The organism is Burkholderia sp. Ac-20392, from assembly GCF_017104585.1.
GTDB lineage: Bacteria > Pseudomonadota > Gammaproteobacteria > Burkholderiales > Burkholderiaceae > Burkholderia > Burkholderia lata.
This window is the reverse complement of the sequence record NZ_JAAGPB010000001.1, coordinates 13,012-26,718: the sequence shown is the minus strand read 5'-3', so window position 1 is coordinate 26,718 and position 13,707 is coordinate 13,012. Positions and strand designations below refer to the sequence as shown.

General features: G+C 64.8%; 12 protein-coding genes. 3 read left to right on the top strand and 9 right to left on the bottom strand.

Features of this window, described 5'->3' with window-relative positions; genetic code table 11:
• Positions 1-20: 20 nt before the first annotated feature.
• From G3N99_RS00105 to G3N99_RS00085, 5 genes are all read right to left on the bottom strand, one after another.
• Positions 21-383: a hypothetical protein gene (locus G3N99_RS00105; protein ID WP_174932312.1), complete on the bottom strand. Its 363-nt coding sequence runs from the start codon at positions 381-383 to the stop codon at positions 21-23.
• Between the two features lie 160 nt (positions 384-543).
• Positions 544-999, bottom strand: a complete 456-nt coding sequence (locus G3N99_RS00100) for a nuclear transport factor 2 family protein (protein ID WP_206121268.1) — start codon at positions 997-999, stop codon at positions 544-546.
• Positions 1,000-1,367: 368 nt separating this feature from the next.
• Positions 1,368-2,279: an AraC family transcriptional regulator gene (locus G3N99_RS00095; protein ID WP_174932308.1), complete on the bottom strand. Its 912-nt coding sequence runs from the start codon at positions 2,277-2,279 to the stop codon at positions 1,368-1,370.
• 50 nt (positions 2,280-2,329) lie between these two features.
• Complete coding sequence (locus tag G3N99_RS00090) at positions 2,330-2,908, bottom strand: DUF2889 domain-containing protein (protein WP_241011327.1); 579 nt, start codon at positions 2,906-2,908, stop codon at positions 2,330-2,332.
• Entirely contained in the window at positions 2,905-4,353 is a 1,449-nt protein-coding gene (locus tag G3N99_RS00085; RefSeq protein ID WP_206121265.1) for an MmgE/PrpD family protein, read from the bottom strand. Before G3N99_RS00085 ends, G3N99_RS00090 begins: the two co-directional genes overlap by 4 nt.
• A gap of 593 nt (positions 4,354-4,946) precedes the next feature.
• On the opposite strand from G3N99_RS00085, the gene G3N99_RS00080 reads away from it, so the two are divergent.
• Both G3N99_RS00080 and G3N99_RS00075 read left to right on the top strand, forming a co-directional pair.
• A complete protein-coding gene (locus G3N99_RS00080) occupies positions 4,947-5,741 on the top strand; it encodes an SDR family oxidoreductase (RefSeq protein ID WP_206121264.1) in 795 nt (264 codons plus the stop codon).
• 173 nt (positions 5,742-5,914) lie between these two features.
• Positions 5,915-7,426: an aldehyde dehydrogenase gene (locus G3N99_RS00075; protein ID WP_206121263.1), complete on the top strand. Its 1,512-nt coding sequence runs from the start codon at positions 5,915-5,917 to the stop codon at positions 7,424-7,426.
• 230 nt (positions 7,427-7,656) lie between these two features.
• Here G3N99_RS00075 and G3N99_RS00070 read toward each other — a convergent pair whose 3' ends face one another.
• Positions 7,657-8,790: a TIGR03364 family FAD-dependent oxidoreductase gene (locus tag G3N99_RS00070; RefSeq protein ID WP_346778446.1), complete on the bottom strand. Its 1,134-nt coding sequence runs from the start codon at positions 8,788-8,790 to the stop codon at positions 7,657-7,659.
• Positions 8,791-9,448: 658 nt separating this feature from the next.
• Between G3N99_RS00070 and G3N99_RS00065 the strand changes: the two genes are divergently transcribed.
• Positions 9,449-10,618 (top strand): porin, encoded by a 1,170-nt coding sequence (locus G3N99_RS00065; RefSeq protein ID WP_206121262.1) that lies wholly within the window; start codon positions 9,449-9,451, stop codon positions 10,616-10,618.
• A gap of 162 nt (positions 10,619-10,780) precedes the next feature.
• Here G3N99_RS00065 and G3N99_RS00060 read toward each other — a convergent pair whose 3' ends face one another.
• The 3 genes from G3N99_RS00060 to G3N99_RS00050 form a co-directional block, all read right to left on the bottom strand.
• Complete coding sequence (locus tag G3N99_RS00060; protein ID WP_206121261.1) at positions 10,781-11,353, bottom strand: hypothetical protein; 573 nt, start codon at positions 11,351-11,353, stop codon at positions 10,781-10,783.
• A gap of 554 nt (positions 11,354-11,907) precedes the next feature.
• The gene (locus G3N99_RS00055; protein ID WP_206121260.1) at positions 11,908-12,789 is read right to left on the bottom strand and encodes an endo alpha-1,4 polygalactosaminidase; all 882 of its coding nucleotides are present in this window, start codon (positions 12,787-12,789) and stop codon (positions 11,908-11,910) included.
• A gap of 537 nt (positions 12,790-13,326) precedes the next feature.
• On the bottom strand, positions 13,327-13,575 hold the full coding sequence (locus G3N99_RS00050) for a hypothetical protein (RefSeq protein WP_174937973.1): 249 nt from the start codon (positions 13,573-13,575) through the stop codon (positions 13,327-13,329).
• Between the last annotated feature and the right edge of the window lie 132 nt (positions 13,576-13,707).

Sequence of the window (13,707 nt, the reverse complement as noted above, 5' to 3'; positions counted from 1 at the left end):
CCGTCGATGACGGCCTGGAATCATCCGTGAGGCTGGAAGCCCGTCACGATCTGCAGCGCATGTTGCGGCGGTGCATGCTTGATACCGGGCGCCTGGTGCATCTCGACCGCAACGGATGCGTGGCACAGTGAAAGCAGCAGGCGAAACAGATTCCCGGCCGGCTCAGGCATGTCGTCAAGCGGGAACTGCTCCAGGTAGACGGTCGCCTCCTCCGCCCGCGCGAACATCGCGTCGTAGAACCTCACGATCTCGTCGTACGGCATCGCCGCACGGCGGATCCATCGTTCATGCGACGTCGGTGTGCTCCATGCGGCCAGGAACGGCTCGAGATCCTCGAAACCTTTCGGCAATTGGCCCGAACCGGATGCTGCATCGTGATTCATCACACTCCTCCTTGTTCTGTCTTAGCTGATTCAAGAATGACTGCTGTCCGGCATCGGTGATCGACGCCGGCGCTTCACAACGGATTCCTAAATATTTAATGAGTTCATGACCCGCCCCGGCAACGCCGACCGACGCCGGCGTTGCCGTCGAATCAGCGCATCACCCGCCGATGTTTTCCTTGAAAACCGGGCTGACCGTGTCGAAGCTCGCGAACTTCAGGTAGGTCGTCTTCCACTCGCCGGCGATTCTCGCGAACCGGAACGCGTACGTCCCGGAGAGCAGTTGCAGCACGCCGTCCTCGGTTTGCCGGTAATAGATCACGTCGGTTTTCGCCGCCGCGCGGTCGCCGTCGATATCGATCAGCGGATTGGTGATGTGGTGGTGGCACTTCGGCACTTCCCGCCACACCTTGTGGACGAGTTGCCGGATCCCGTCGATGCCGGTGGTCTGTCCGCGCGGCAGTTCGTACACGCCGTCGTCGGCCCAGATGCTCATGAAGGTGGCTTCGTCCTTCTTGTCGATGCCGTGGCAGTACTTCGACATCAACGTCCTGATCTCGTGGCCGTCGACGAGTCGACCGATCTTCGCCTCGAGGCTCATATCCTTGCTTGCCATTACGCTGTCTCCTGATCTGTACTTTTGTGTGTCGCTCAGGCTTCGGCATGCATGCCGAAGCCGGTCAGCCGGCGTCCGATGCCCGACTGCCGCCGGCTTGCCTGATCGGACACACCATGATGTTATTTTTTGCCGGGCTCGCGGGCATTGCTCGATAGTCCGCTTCTATTTTCCGATCGTACGAATTTCCGGCCTGTCCGCATCGGGAGGCGCCCCCAGGTTGCCCGGGGACAGTCGCGACTCGCCCGCGGCCTGCGCGCTGCGCGCCGCGTGCCACCTGACGGGTTGAGTGGTGAATGGCGCCGGCAGAATCCGTCGCGACGCGTGCCGTCGCGCCTTCGACGGCCATGCATCGCCGCATTCGTGCCCTATGGCTGCCGGCGATATTGCGTCGGCGAACAGCACATCGTTCGCTTGAATGCCGTGCAAAAGGCGCTCTCCGATTCGTAGCCGAGGGAGAACGCAATCGACGCAATGGTGTCGTCGCCGCTGCGCAGCCGATTCGCCGCCGTCAGCATGCGCCAGCGCGTGAGGTAATGGATCGTCGTGGCGCCCACCAGATCCTTGAAGCGCTGCGCGAAGATCGTCCGCGACAGCCCGGCGACGCGCGCCAGTTCCTCCAGCGTCCAGTGGTGTGCCGGATTCGAGTGAATCGCGCCGATGGCCGCACCGATGCGCCGGTCGGACAGCGCCATGAACCATCCGTCCGCCGCGCCGGCAGGCGATGTCATCAGGTGAAGCCGCAGCACCTGCACGAGCATCAGGTGCATCAGGTGATTCGACACCAGTGCGCCGCCAGGTTGCGGATCGCGCAGCTCGGACGTCAGCTGGTCGAGCGACCAGCGCAGCACCTCCGCCTGGCTGGACATCCGGGGCGTACTGATGAGCGGCGGCAGTGCGTCGAACGGCATCGCGGCATACCGGTCGGAAAACCCGAAGAACCCGCTGATCAGCAGGACTTCGCCCCCGCCGTTATGAACGGCGATGCCTTCGCGCGCGACCGCCTCCATCACGGCGGTCGAGTCTTGCGGTTCGAGTGCGAGGTCGGTGGACAGCACGATCCGGCGCCCGCGGTTCAGCAGGAAGCAATCCCCTTTCTCGAAGCGGATGGGCGCCTCCACGCCGTCGATGATCGCCCAGCAGCCGCCTTGCAGCACGGCGGCGAACTTGATGCCCTCGTATTCGGGAAACGCGAACGACCACGCGCCGGCGGCATCGAGCCCGGCGTGGAACTGGCTACCGGGCTTCAGCAGGGAAAGAATGTCCGATAGCGGGTCCATGGGGAATGCTGTCCGCTGCATCGAGTCAGCCCATCCATCGCACGACGGTTTCAATCCCGCACCGGCCGGTGAAATGCCGGCCAGCGTTGCATCACGAGTTCCCGCGACGCACCGTACGCATAGCAACTGTCGATCTTGAGCGGCTTGCCGCCGGCATCGGTCGCATCCAGCAACGCTTGCGAGCGCAACGGATTGACGGCCTGAATGGCCGCCGTCGCGAGCGGCATCAGGAGTTCCCGCAGATGCGTGCACGTGTCGCCGGGCGGCAGGCGCTTGCGTACTTCGCCGCTCCAGCCCGCACCGATCCGCAACCCGACGAGCGCCTGCAGCGATTCGCCGCCGCCCGGACACTCGCGGTACGGATACGCGCGAATGAACGTGCTGACCGCTCGCACGATCATGTCGAGATCGAATACGACCCGCAAGCCGATATCGTGGATCGGCTCGTTCGCCCGCACCACGCGCAGGCCGCTCGGCGGAGTGAAGTCGTTCGGCTTGCGATCCGTGACCTGCCCTTCGACTTCGAACAGGCCGTCGCTGCGCCGGAACGCCTCGAACGCGATGTGCCTCGCATGGAGCGGCTCGCGGGTCACGCCCAGCGTCGATGGGGGAGTCGACTCGATGCTCATGATTGCCTCCATTGCCGGCCCGCCTCGTGCGACGCCCGGGCGAATGCGTGCGCCAGCGCGCGACTGCCCTGGGCGTCGTCCCACAGCAGCGCGGCCAGTTGCGTGCCGGTGGCCGCCGATGCCGGGGCCCGCGACGCCGGGCCATCGCCCTTCGCGAGGATCTGCTCGACGGTCAGCGGCCGTGCGGGTGTGCCGACGCTGTCGATCACGATCGCCGAGCGTGCCGCGCCGTCCTCGAAGCGAATCGCCGCGCCGGTGGCGAATCGCGTCGGGTAATACTGCGTCAGCGCTTCGCTGAGTTCGAAGCGCACGAGCCCCGCGATTCGCCGGATCTGCGGATCGTCGAGAAACGCGTCGTCGTAGACGTCGTAGCGATACGGGCCGTAAGCGAGCGTCGCGCCCACGATGTACGGGCAGCTGTATTGCGCGGCCATCGTCGACGTCGGCCGCGCGAGCATGTGCTGATCGGCGATCAGTTGCGGGCCGCTGATGACGATCTCGCGAAGGCCGGCGGTCGGTACGCTGAAGTTGTCGGTCAAATCGCCAAGCGCGTCGATGGTCGAATGGAACAGGCGGCAACACGCGTACGGCTTGAAACTGATCTCGTGGATCTGCAACTGCGCCGACGGCGCGACCGCTTGCAGCGGGCCCCCGAACAGCGCGGCCAGCCCGTAGACGCCTTCGACCGCGAGCCGCGGCGCCGTGACGGCATCCATCTGCGCGAACGCCGCGGCCAGTACGCCGTTACGGGCCGCAAAACCCGCATGAACCCGCTTCACCTCGCCGCCGGATGCTTCCGCGGAAAACTGCATCGATCCGCTGGCCTGCGACAACGCGTGGCCCCATGCGCGAATCAGCGACTCATCGGTCACCGGCTCGCCGCGTTGAAAGGCATATAGCGCCGCACACGCGGTGGCGGCGCCGAATGCACCGAAGATCGCCGTAGGATGGAAGCCGCGATGCACGGTCTCGAGGCCGCCCGCCGCGACGCCGACCAGCGCCATCGCCTCGTAGCCCGCTGCCACAGCACGGAACAACTGTGCCTGCGACGCGTCGATGTCCGCCGCCACGGCGAGTGCCGCGGGAATGACGGCCGCGCCCGGATGGCTCAGCGTGGCGTTATGCGTATCGTCGAGTTCGTAGCTGTGCGATGCCGTGCCATGCACCAATGCGGCAATGGAGGCTTCCGCCGTCCATTCGCAACCCGGCACGGGGCTCGCGCCGGTGTTCGCAAAGCGGCGCGTCCATTCCGTGATCTGGCCGGTCCACGGCCGGGTCACACCCCATTGCGACACGATGAAATTGTCGAGGAACAGCCGGCGCAACGCTTCCGTGTCGGCGTCGGTCAGGTGCCCGTTCGCAACGTGCGCGACATGGGCGGCGATCGTTGCGGTGACGTCGGTTGATACGGGTGCCGACGCAACGGCGCCGCTCTCGAACTTCATTGCCTGTCTCCTGCCGTGACGTGCCGGTCGATCGATTCACGCCGCGGCTCGAGTGCGTTGCCCGATGCGCGAATGAATGCGGGTGGCGCGCCACGCAAATGTATTGTGGCCGGCGACGTGAAATCCCGCGCCGGATATGCAGCGAACTGCGCGTTGTCAGGATGATTCGTGCGTCGCGGCAAAGTCAATTCGAGCGGCGCGAGCATTCCGTACTTTGAAAACTTGACCGCGTCGATCCGGCAACGCGACGTGCGCGATGGAGGGCGCACTCGATCGCGCGATCCGGACGCCGGCATTCATGTGCCAACCGTACGCGATGCCGATTTGTACGATCTAGCAATAAAAGCGGACGCAGCCGCATGCCGGGTTCGGCATCCGTCACTTACGATGCCATGCGGCGCAATTGTCCGGCGAAGCGACAGCCGCCCCGGAATCCAGTCGACGGGTTCCCGATCGAGACCGGACCGAGATCCGCGTTCGACGCATTCAGACACGACATTCGGAACGAACGATCGCCGAAACCGGGCGAATTCATCACGTCCGTCGCTTGCTTCGCGTCAGCGCCAACGCAATAAAAACCCCCAGGAGACATCATGCAGATAACGTTGACCGGCAAGGTTGCCGTCGTGACCGGCGCAGCCCAGGGCATCGGCCGCGCCATTGCGAAGCAGTTCGCGGCATGCGGTGCCGACGTGGTCGTGAACGACATCGACGAGCAACGGATCGCAACGGCGGTCGCGGCCATCAAAGCCGAGATTCCCGGTGCGAAGGTGCGCGGCGCGGCCGCCGATCTGTCGACTGCTGCCGGCTGCGACCGGCTCGTCACGCAAGTGCCCGACTGCGACATCCTCGTCAACAACGCGGCCATTTTCGAAACCGCCGATTTCTTCGACATTCCGGACGCCACCTGGCAACGGTATTTCGACGTCAACCTGATGTCCGGCATCCGCCTGTCGCGCGCCTACCTGCCGGCGATGGGCAAACGCGACTGGGGCCGCGTCGTGTTCATCAGTTCCGAGTGCGGGATCAGCACGCCGCCCGACATGCTGCACTACACGATGACCAAGACCGCACTGCTCGGCATCTCGCGCGGCCTCGCGAAGCGCATGGCCGGCACGGGCGTCACGGTGAACGCGGTGCTGCCGGGGCCGACGTTGAGCGAAGGCGTCCAGACCTTCCTGGAAGCGGAGATCCGTCGCACCGGCAAGACCATCGAGGCGCAAGGCGCGGAGCTGGTCAACGCGCTGCGCCCGTCCTCGATCACGCGACGCTTCCAGTCGGTCGATGAAGTGGCCAACCTCGTGCTCTACACCTGCTCTCCGCTCGCGTCGGCCACCACCGGTGCAGCACTGCGCGCGGATGGCGGCGTGGCCGACACGCCCATCTGAGCACGCAACCGCCCCGCGGGCTCGGCACCGGTCGCGACACGCGAACCGGCATCGAACCGAGCCGCGGTGCAACGTATCGACGCTGCGACAGCGGCTGAACCAGATGTCTTCGTTCGAGCCGATGCCACGCAGCAGATGTTCCCGAACGACGTACGACTCATCCGGAGTATCGAATGTTGAATGAATCGCTCGCCACGACAGATCACGCGCTGATCAGGCGCCATGAACATCTGTACATCGACGGTGCGTGGGTAAAGCCGATCGACGGCGAACTGGCCGAGAGCATCGATCCGGCTACCGGCCGGCCCTGGGCAATCGCGCCGATGGGCGGGCCGCAGGACATCGATCGGGCGGTGGAAGCCGCACGCACTGCCTTCCACGGCACGTGGCGCAGCACGCCCGGGCATGTCCGCGCGGCACTGCTGCGCCGCCTGGCGGAATTGTTCAGCGCGGCGATCCCCGAGCTCGCGGTCATCGAGTCGCGCGACAACGGCAATCTCGTCCGCGAACATCGCGTGAGCCTCACCGCACAGGTGCAGTGGTACCAGTGGTTCGCATCGCTCGCGGACAAGGCGCAAGGCGCGACCATCCCGATCGACGACAGCGTCCATGCATTTACGACGCGCGTCCCGATCGGCGTCGTGGGCGCGATCATTCCGTGGAATGCGCCGCTGCTCGCCACCTGTCTCAAGGTCGGAGCGGCGCTGGCGGCTGGTTGCACCGTCGTCGTGAAGCCCGCCGAGCAGACCCCGGTGTCGGCGCTCGAACTCGCACGGCTGGTTCACGAAGCGGGCTTTCCGCCGGGCGTGTTCAACGTCGTACCCGGCTACGGGCGTACCGCCGGCGCGCATCTGGTCAGGCATCCCGACGTCAACAAAATCTCGTTCACGGGCGCCAGCCAGACGGCGAAGCACATGGTGCGCGACGGCGCCGACAACCTGAAGCGCTTCACGTTCGAACTCGGCGGCAAGGCGCCGCATATCCTCTTCGCGGATGCCGATCTCGACAACGCGATCAACGCCGCCACCGCGTCGGCCTGGCGACTCACCGGCCAGAGCTGCGCGCTCGGCTCGCGCGTGCTGGTCGAGCGGCCGATCTACGATCGCGTCGTCGACGCGTTCCGAACCCGTGCGAAAGCGGTGCGCGTCGGCATGCCGTCGGTCGACTCGAATCACATGGGCCCGCAGTCGCATGACGTGCAGTTGGCCAAGACGCTGTCCTACGTCGAAGCCGGCAAGCAGGACGGCGCCGAGCTGGTGGCCGGCGGCCGGCGGATCACGACGCCGGAGCTTGCCGCCGGTTATTTCGTCGAGCCGACGGTGTTTGCAGGCGTGACCAACCAGATGCGGATCGCCCGCGAGGAAATCTTCGGGCCGATTGCGTCGCTGATTCCGTTCGACGGCGAGGACGAGGCCATTGCGATCGCGAACGATACGCCCTACGGGCTGACCGCGGGCCTCTGGACGCGCGACGTCGGACGGGCGCATCGCGTATCGAACCGCATCGACGCCGGCATGGTCTGGGTCAACACCTACTCGTTCCTGCGCTGGTCGACGCCTTACGGCGGTTTCAAGGCCAGCGGCTGGGGGCGTGAGAACGGGATCGACGCGCTTGAACCGTACCTGGAAACGCGGACCACCGTGATCAGCACGACGGGGCAGTTTCCGAACCTGTACGAGGATTGAGCAGGTTCATACGATGAAGGTATGCCCCGGCGCCGAGCGGCCGGGGCTGTCGCACCAACATCGCGCCGGCCCCGGCGCCGTACCGCCGAGGATCGGCATGCAGAAAAGCAGGCATGTCAGGGACGTGCGTCATCGATAAACCCGCCCCGCCCGACGCGGGCAGCTCCATCGATCATCAACCGCGCGCGTCCCGCGAACCCGGCGACTGGGTGACGCGCATGCCCGCGCCATCACCAAGCGGCAAACACGTCCTGCGCGATCCCGAAGCCCGTGCTCATCCCGGCGCCGCTCGTCACGACGACCACGCGCGTGCCGTCATCCGGCGCCTCGATCACGCAATCGGCATCGGCTGCCGACGGATAGCTGCCGGTCCAGCGTTCGACGATGTCCAGTTCCGGCATATCGAGCGTCTCGTGCAGCAGACGCAGGATCTGCGCATCGATCTCCTGCGTTGCAAACGGCAGCGGTGCGGCGCCGTATTCATGCGAATCGCCCACCACGAGACTACCGTCGGCGCTCTGCACCGCGATCAGGTGGATGCCGTAACCGAGGCACACGGGCTCCTCTGCCTTCAGGCGCGTACGCAATGCGTCGGCGGCCGGCAGCGCCGCGAAACCCGAGTAACGCAACAGGCTCAGGTCGCTCATCACCGCGGCGTGCAGCGCCAGCGGGCGGCGCGGCCGCACGCGCAGCATCTGCAACTGGCACAGCCGCACCTCGTGCCGCGCGAACCAGTCGCCATACAGGTGACGGCTGTCCGCATTGCCGCAGACGATCACGCGCTCCGCGTGCAACACGCCGCGCGACGTACGCACGGTCGGCGTGCGCACCTCGTGCACCATCTCGCCGTAGCGAAACCGCACGCCGAAGCGTTCCGCCAGCCAGGACGCCAGCAACCCGATGGCGGTACGCGGCTCGATCCGCAGTTCATGCGGGCTGTGCAGCACGCCTTGCGCGCCGTCCAGGCGCAACTCCGGCGCCACGGCCGCCGCTTCGCCGGGCGTCATGACCCGGCAGCCGTCGGCCATACCGGTCTGCATGAAGGCATCGATCAGGTGCATCGCCTCGGGGCGACGCGCAATCAGGTGCAGGCCCTGGTGCAGCACGTCGATGCCGGCTTGCGGCGCGACGTCCGCCCAGACCTCGCGGCTCGCCCGCGCACGCCGCCAGCTATGTTCGGCGTGCTGCCCGGTGACGGTGACGAAGCCGAAATTGCGGATCGATGCGCCCACGCATGTGGCATCGCGTTCGATCACGCAAACGCGCAGCCCCTTGAGTGCCGCCGTATAGGCGTGGGCGAGGCCGACGATGCCGGCGCCGACGACGATCACGTCATAAGAATCTGCCGCTGCGATGGCGTTCACGATTGCACGTTCCTTCTGTCGAGATGACGCGCGCCGCCGCCTTCGGCGGCGGGCGTATCGGTTGCTGCTAGTTGCGTCCCATGGACGTATTCCCGGGTTCGAGGCGAACGGGCCCGTTCACTCGCGGGACTGGCGCCCGATTCCGCACTATCGCGACGCGAGATGACATCCAGATGAAAAGCCGCAAAAAAGCATGAATTGCCATATTTTGCCATCGAATGACATGGCGGAAGTTCACGTCGAACCGTCGGTCTGATGCACGCGCGCACGCTGCAATCACGTTGATCCATTCCACCGCCGGTATATGGATGACCGACCGAAAAAGCAGTGACCGTATTGCTCGAACACGATTCGCTCGTCCATCGGAACAGCAATCCACGCGACGTGCCCCTCTGCCTTGCCACGCATCCGCAACGGATCTCCGTCGCCCGTAACGCGACGTGGCAATTTCAGCCAATTCATGCTCTTTTGTGGTTTTTCATGGACATGTCACCGAGGGCCGCAACACTGCCGTGTCTCCGGAAGCCGCGTCGTCGGGCATCCGGCCGACGGACACAACGAAGGGTCGAATGGATCGCCGCGAGCGCTCGGATCGACCATTCAATCGATTCACAGTCCTTAATTAATCAAGCACCGCTTTCGCATGAAAAATTCAACGATGAAGAAGTTCGCACTGTCCGCTCTCTCGCTGTCGCTGCTGGGTGTCGCCGGCGTGGCGCACGCACAGTCGAACGTCGCGCTGTACGGCGTAATCGACACGTCGATCACGTACGTTCACGGCAACAGCGGCACCGGCAATAATCTGTGGCAAATGGGCAGCGGCAACCTGTCGGGCAGCCGCTGGGGCATGAAGGGCAGCGAGGATCTGGGCGGCGGCCTGAAGACCGTGTTCCAGCTCGAAAGCGGTTTCAATTCCGGCACCGGCCGCCTCGGCCAGGGCGGTCGCATGTTCGGCCGCCAGGCGTTCGTCGGCCTGCAGAGCAGCCAGTACGGCACCGTCACGCTGGGCCGCCAGTACGACCCGATCGTCGACCTGGTTCAGGGCGTCACCGGCGACAACTATTTCGGCGGCATCTTCGCAACGCCGGGCGACGTCGACAACAACGACAACAGCCTGCGCGTGAGCAACACGGTCAAGTACACGTCGCCGGTGCTGTCCGGCCTGCAGGTCGAGGCGATGTACGGCTTCGGCGGCGTCGCCGGCTCGACGGGCTCGGGCCTGACGTACGCCATCGCAGCCGCGTACAACAACGGCCCGCTGGGCATCGCCGGCGGCTACTTCTACACCAACAACGTGAACGGCGCCGCACGCGCCACGGGCTGGAGCGGTTCATCCGACGCGATCTTCGACGGCCCGATCAACAGCGGCTACCTGAGCGCGAAGAGCATCGGCATCGCGCAGGTCGCGGGGCAGTATGCGATCGGCCCGGTCACGCTGGGCGTCGGCTACAGCAACGCGCAGTACCGGCGCGACGGCGATTCGCTCGCCGGCTTCGCCAACACGCAGAAGTACAACACCGGCCGCGCGTTCGTCACGTACCAGGCATCGGCGCCGCTGCTGCTCGGCATCGGCTATGCGTACACGAAGGCGAGCGGCAACGTCGACGCGAAGTATCACCAGGTGTCGGTGGGCGCCGACTATTCGCTGTCGAAGCGTACCGACCTCTATCTGATCGGCGCGTACCAGCATGCGAGCGGCCAGCAGCAGGTCGTGAATGCGAGCGGGCAGCTGGTCACACAGGATGCGCAGGCATCGATCGGTTCGTACGGCTACGCCGGCACGAAGTCGCAGGAGATCGTCGCGCTGGGGCTGCGTCACAAGTTCTGATCGAGACGCCGGACGGTCCTGGGTGCCGGCGTGCACCGGGGCCGCCCGGCGGCCTCGCGCGCGACCTTGCTTCCCCTTGAGGCCGCGCTTCGCAAGGCTCTGCCCGGCGATCACTGTCGCCGTGGTTTCCTCGCCGACCTCGTCACGGCAAATACACGCACGTCACGACGCAATGACCGACGGCAGGTCGCCTGCCAGCAGTTGCTGCGGCACCTGGCTGAACGCGTAGCGCCCGGCACCCGGCTGCAGGTCGAACACCCAGACGATGTCGAAGCGCTCGCCCGGCCACTTCGACGGCACCGGTCCGTTCGACAACGGCAGATGGGCGGCGATCGCGGGGATGTCCTCGTGCTGCCAGCAGATCAGCACGACGCCCTGGCTGCGCTGCGCCGCCGTCGCGACGTCGGCCTCCTGCCCTTTCGTATAGGTCGTGTCGAGCTCGAGCGGTATGCGCTGGCTCAGCGGCGTGACCGTTTCGGTCGGCCGCCTGCTCTTTGCATGCGGCGCGACGGCCGCCGCGAACAACACGCCGGGCTTCGCGAGCGCCGCGCTCTGCAGCGGGCCTCGCGCGGGATCGAACAACGCAACCAGCGCGCCGGCGCGTTGCCAGCCGAGCGGAATCAGGCTCTCCTTGTCCTGCTCCCCGTTCGCGTTCACGCCGTACGGCTTGCCGTTGTCGTCCGGCTTTTCCGCGTGACGAATGATCATGATTTTTTTGGCAATGGGCGCAGTCACCGTGATCGTCTCCTTTCGTGGACAGGTTCACGCAGATGAAAAAGGCCACGCCGGTAGCGGCGTGGCGACCCGAGTCACTGTGATAGCAATGGATCGATGCGAACGCAAGCGAATTCCATGCACGAGCCCGCACCGTACGAAACCGACATCCGTTGCAAGGGATTCGCAATCCATCGTCCCGCGGCACACCGCGCGCTACCCGCGCGTCGTGATCGAGCGACTCTCGCGTCAGCCGGCTCCGCGCGATCGGTTCGAGCACGTCGCGATGCCCGTGTCGTCATCACTGTCGAAGCGATCGCACCCGGCGAGGCACGCTACGATCCGGCAGCCGTCGTCCGACAGGCATGCCAGCCAATCCACCTTGACGCCAATCATCGAGTGAGTGCGAGCGCGCGAAATAGCCCCCGACTCGCCCAACAGAAATCAGCGTCGCGTGCTGCCCGTTCCGCGGCTACCCCGCGACGCTCGATCGCGATGCAGCTGTCAGGACCGGCACGTGCGCGGCAAACCCGCACGCTTCGCCGTGAAGACGCCCGTCCTCCACGCCCCGCCGCTCACTCGAACCGGCAAGCCGCGCGCGGCAGCGCCGAGAGCGTGTCGCTCGACAGTTTCAGAATGCCGTCGAAATTGGCCTGATTGTCCGCCGGGCAGAAATCCGCGAGCTTCATGCCGTCCGGACGCGTGTATTCGACATTGAACACGGCCTTGTTCAGCGCGATGAAGCTCGCGTAGTCGCCGCACTCGTGGAATCGGTTGCATTGTTCATTGAGCGCCCAGTCGGCCACTTTCGCCATCGCTGTCGCGATACCCGAGCCGTTCTTGAGGCCCATCGACATCCCGCGATCATGCGCGGCAGCGATCAGCGCCGTGTTGTATCGCAGCTGATCGTCACGCGTCAGCGGAAAGCCCGTTTCCTGGCGATAGCTGTCGTCGAGGTCCGGCTCGATGCCGTCGCAGCCCTTCTTCTTAGCCTGGTCGAGGCGCGCCAGCATCAGCGGCATCAGGATCGCGGTCTGGCGAATGTCCAGCCAGCGTTCGTGATCCTCGTATCCTTCGACGGGGTTGCCGAGCACGCTGTCCGGAAACCTGGCGGCGTCTCCTCGGTTATCTTCCCGCCCGCCCACCTCCATGTAGCAGACGACATAAACACCCTTCGCCTTCAGGCGCTGGATCGTGCCGGCATCGGTCTGCTCCATGTCGACGTCGAACATCTTGCGCGGGTTGCTCACGCCGTCCAGCACCTTCTCGTTGATCCGGTTGCCGTCGATCTGCCATTGCCAGCTCGTGCCGGGTACGAGCGGCTTCCACGCGGTGGCCTGCGCCGCACGTGCCGAGGCGGCCGCGAACGCGCTGCCGGGCACGGACGAATCCGAGTCGCCGCCGCACGCCGCCAGCAGCAGCATCAGCACGAATGAAGCGAACGATCTTGCGGACATGGCGAATCCTTTGCCTGTTGGCGGCTTATGAGGATGCGAGGGTGCGAGGAAGACGCGTGCAGCGGAATGCGGGCGATGTCGCTACCGATGCTGCAGTGGTACGGGAATGCGCGAGGTACGTGCGGATGGTAGGCGGGAACACCACGCCCATCTGTTCCGATTTGTCGATTTTTGTCGGCATCGCGGACGGCGGCAGGCCGTCAACCTCGCGATGATCAGGAGCAGTCGAAGCGCGTCGGCGGCCGGCAGAATCGGGAACTCTATATTTGCGTCATTAATTCATCAAAACGAAAAATAAAATAAATTTGACTCCAAAATCAAAACTGGAACCGATCTCATGAAAAACCGATTTTCAACAATTCGATCACTGGACCGAATTGTTCAATCCCGGACGGCAATTCGCGGCGCCGCCTTCATTTCCTCAACGCCATTTCATGCAATGCGGGGAAACCAGCCCAAATGCCCGCCACGCAAGCGCCTCCCACCCATTCGCCCCCTGACTTAATTATCATTTTCCACAACCATCACCCTCATCATTCAAATGAAATTAACAATAGTCATGTCGATTAAATTTGTTTGACAATCAAACGTAATGCTAATTAAAGTCGTCGCCGACGATGCGCAGGTCGCCACTCGACTGGCGCAGCCATCAACCAACACCAGGGCAAGCAACGCGATGAATTCAATTGGCAGCAACATGGCAGGCAGGAATAGCGTCAAGCCCAGCGGCAGCGGCCACCGGCAATTGCGGGTACGTCGCGGAACGGTGTCGGACACATCGAGCATTTGCGCGCTGTTCGAACGGGAATATGGCGACTCGTCACACCCCTGTCTCGATGCGGGCTACGTGAGGAGCGCCGTATCGAACAAGTCGGAACTTTGGTTTGTCGCCGAAGAGGAGACGCAAGCCGCGATCGG

What these genes read in the sequence shown, in the direction of transcription:
- G3N99_RS00105 (WP_174932312.1), bottom strand. Translation starts at nt 383, where the DNA reads ATGAATCACGATGCAGCATCCGGTTCGGGCCAATTGCCGAAAGGTTTC.
- G3N99_RS00100 (WP_206121268.1), bottom strand. Translation starts at nt 999, where the DNA reads ATGGCAAGCAAGGATATGAGCCTCGAGGCGAAGATCGGTCGACTCGTC.
- G3N99_RS00095 (WP_174932308.1), bottom strand. Translation starts at nt 2,279, where the DNA reads ATGGACCCGCTATCGGACATTCTTTCCCTGCTGAAGCCCGGTAGCCAG.
- G3N99_RS00090 (WP_241011327.1), bottom strand. Translation starts at nt 2,908, where the DNA reads ATGAGCATCGAGTCGACTCCCCCATCGACGCTGGGCGTGACCCGCGAG.
- G3N99_RS00085 (WP_206121265.1), bottom strand. Translation starts at nt 4,353, where the DNA reads ATGAAGTTCGAGAGCGGCGCCGTTGCGTCGGCACCCGTATCAACCGAC.
- G3N99_RS00080 (WP_206121264.1), top strand. Translation starts at nt 4,947, where the DNA reads ATGCAGATAACGTTGACCGGCAAGGTTGCCGTCGTGACCGGCGCAGCC.
- G3N99_RS00075 (WP_206121263.1), top strand. Translation starts at nt 5,915, where the DNA reads ATGTTGAATGAATCGCTCGCCACGACAGATCACGCGCTGATCAGGCGC.
- G3N99_RS00065 (WP_206121262.1), top strand. Translation starts at nt 9,449, where the DNA reads ATGAAGAAGTTCGCACTGTCCGCTCTCTCGCTGTCGCTGCTGGGTGTC.
- G3N99_RS00055 (WP_206121260.1), bottom strand. Translation starts at nt 12,789, where the DNA reads ATGTCCGCAAGATCGTTCGCTTCATTCGTGCTGATGCTGCTGCTGGCG.
- G3N99_RS00050 (WP_174937973.1), bottom strand. Translation starts at nt 13,575, where the DNA reads ATGCTCGATGTGTCCGACACCGTTCCGCGACGTACCCGCAATTGCCGG.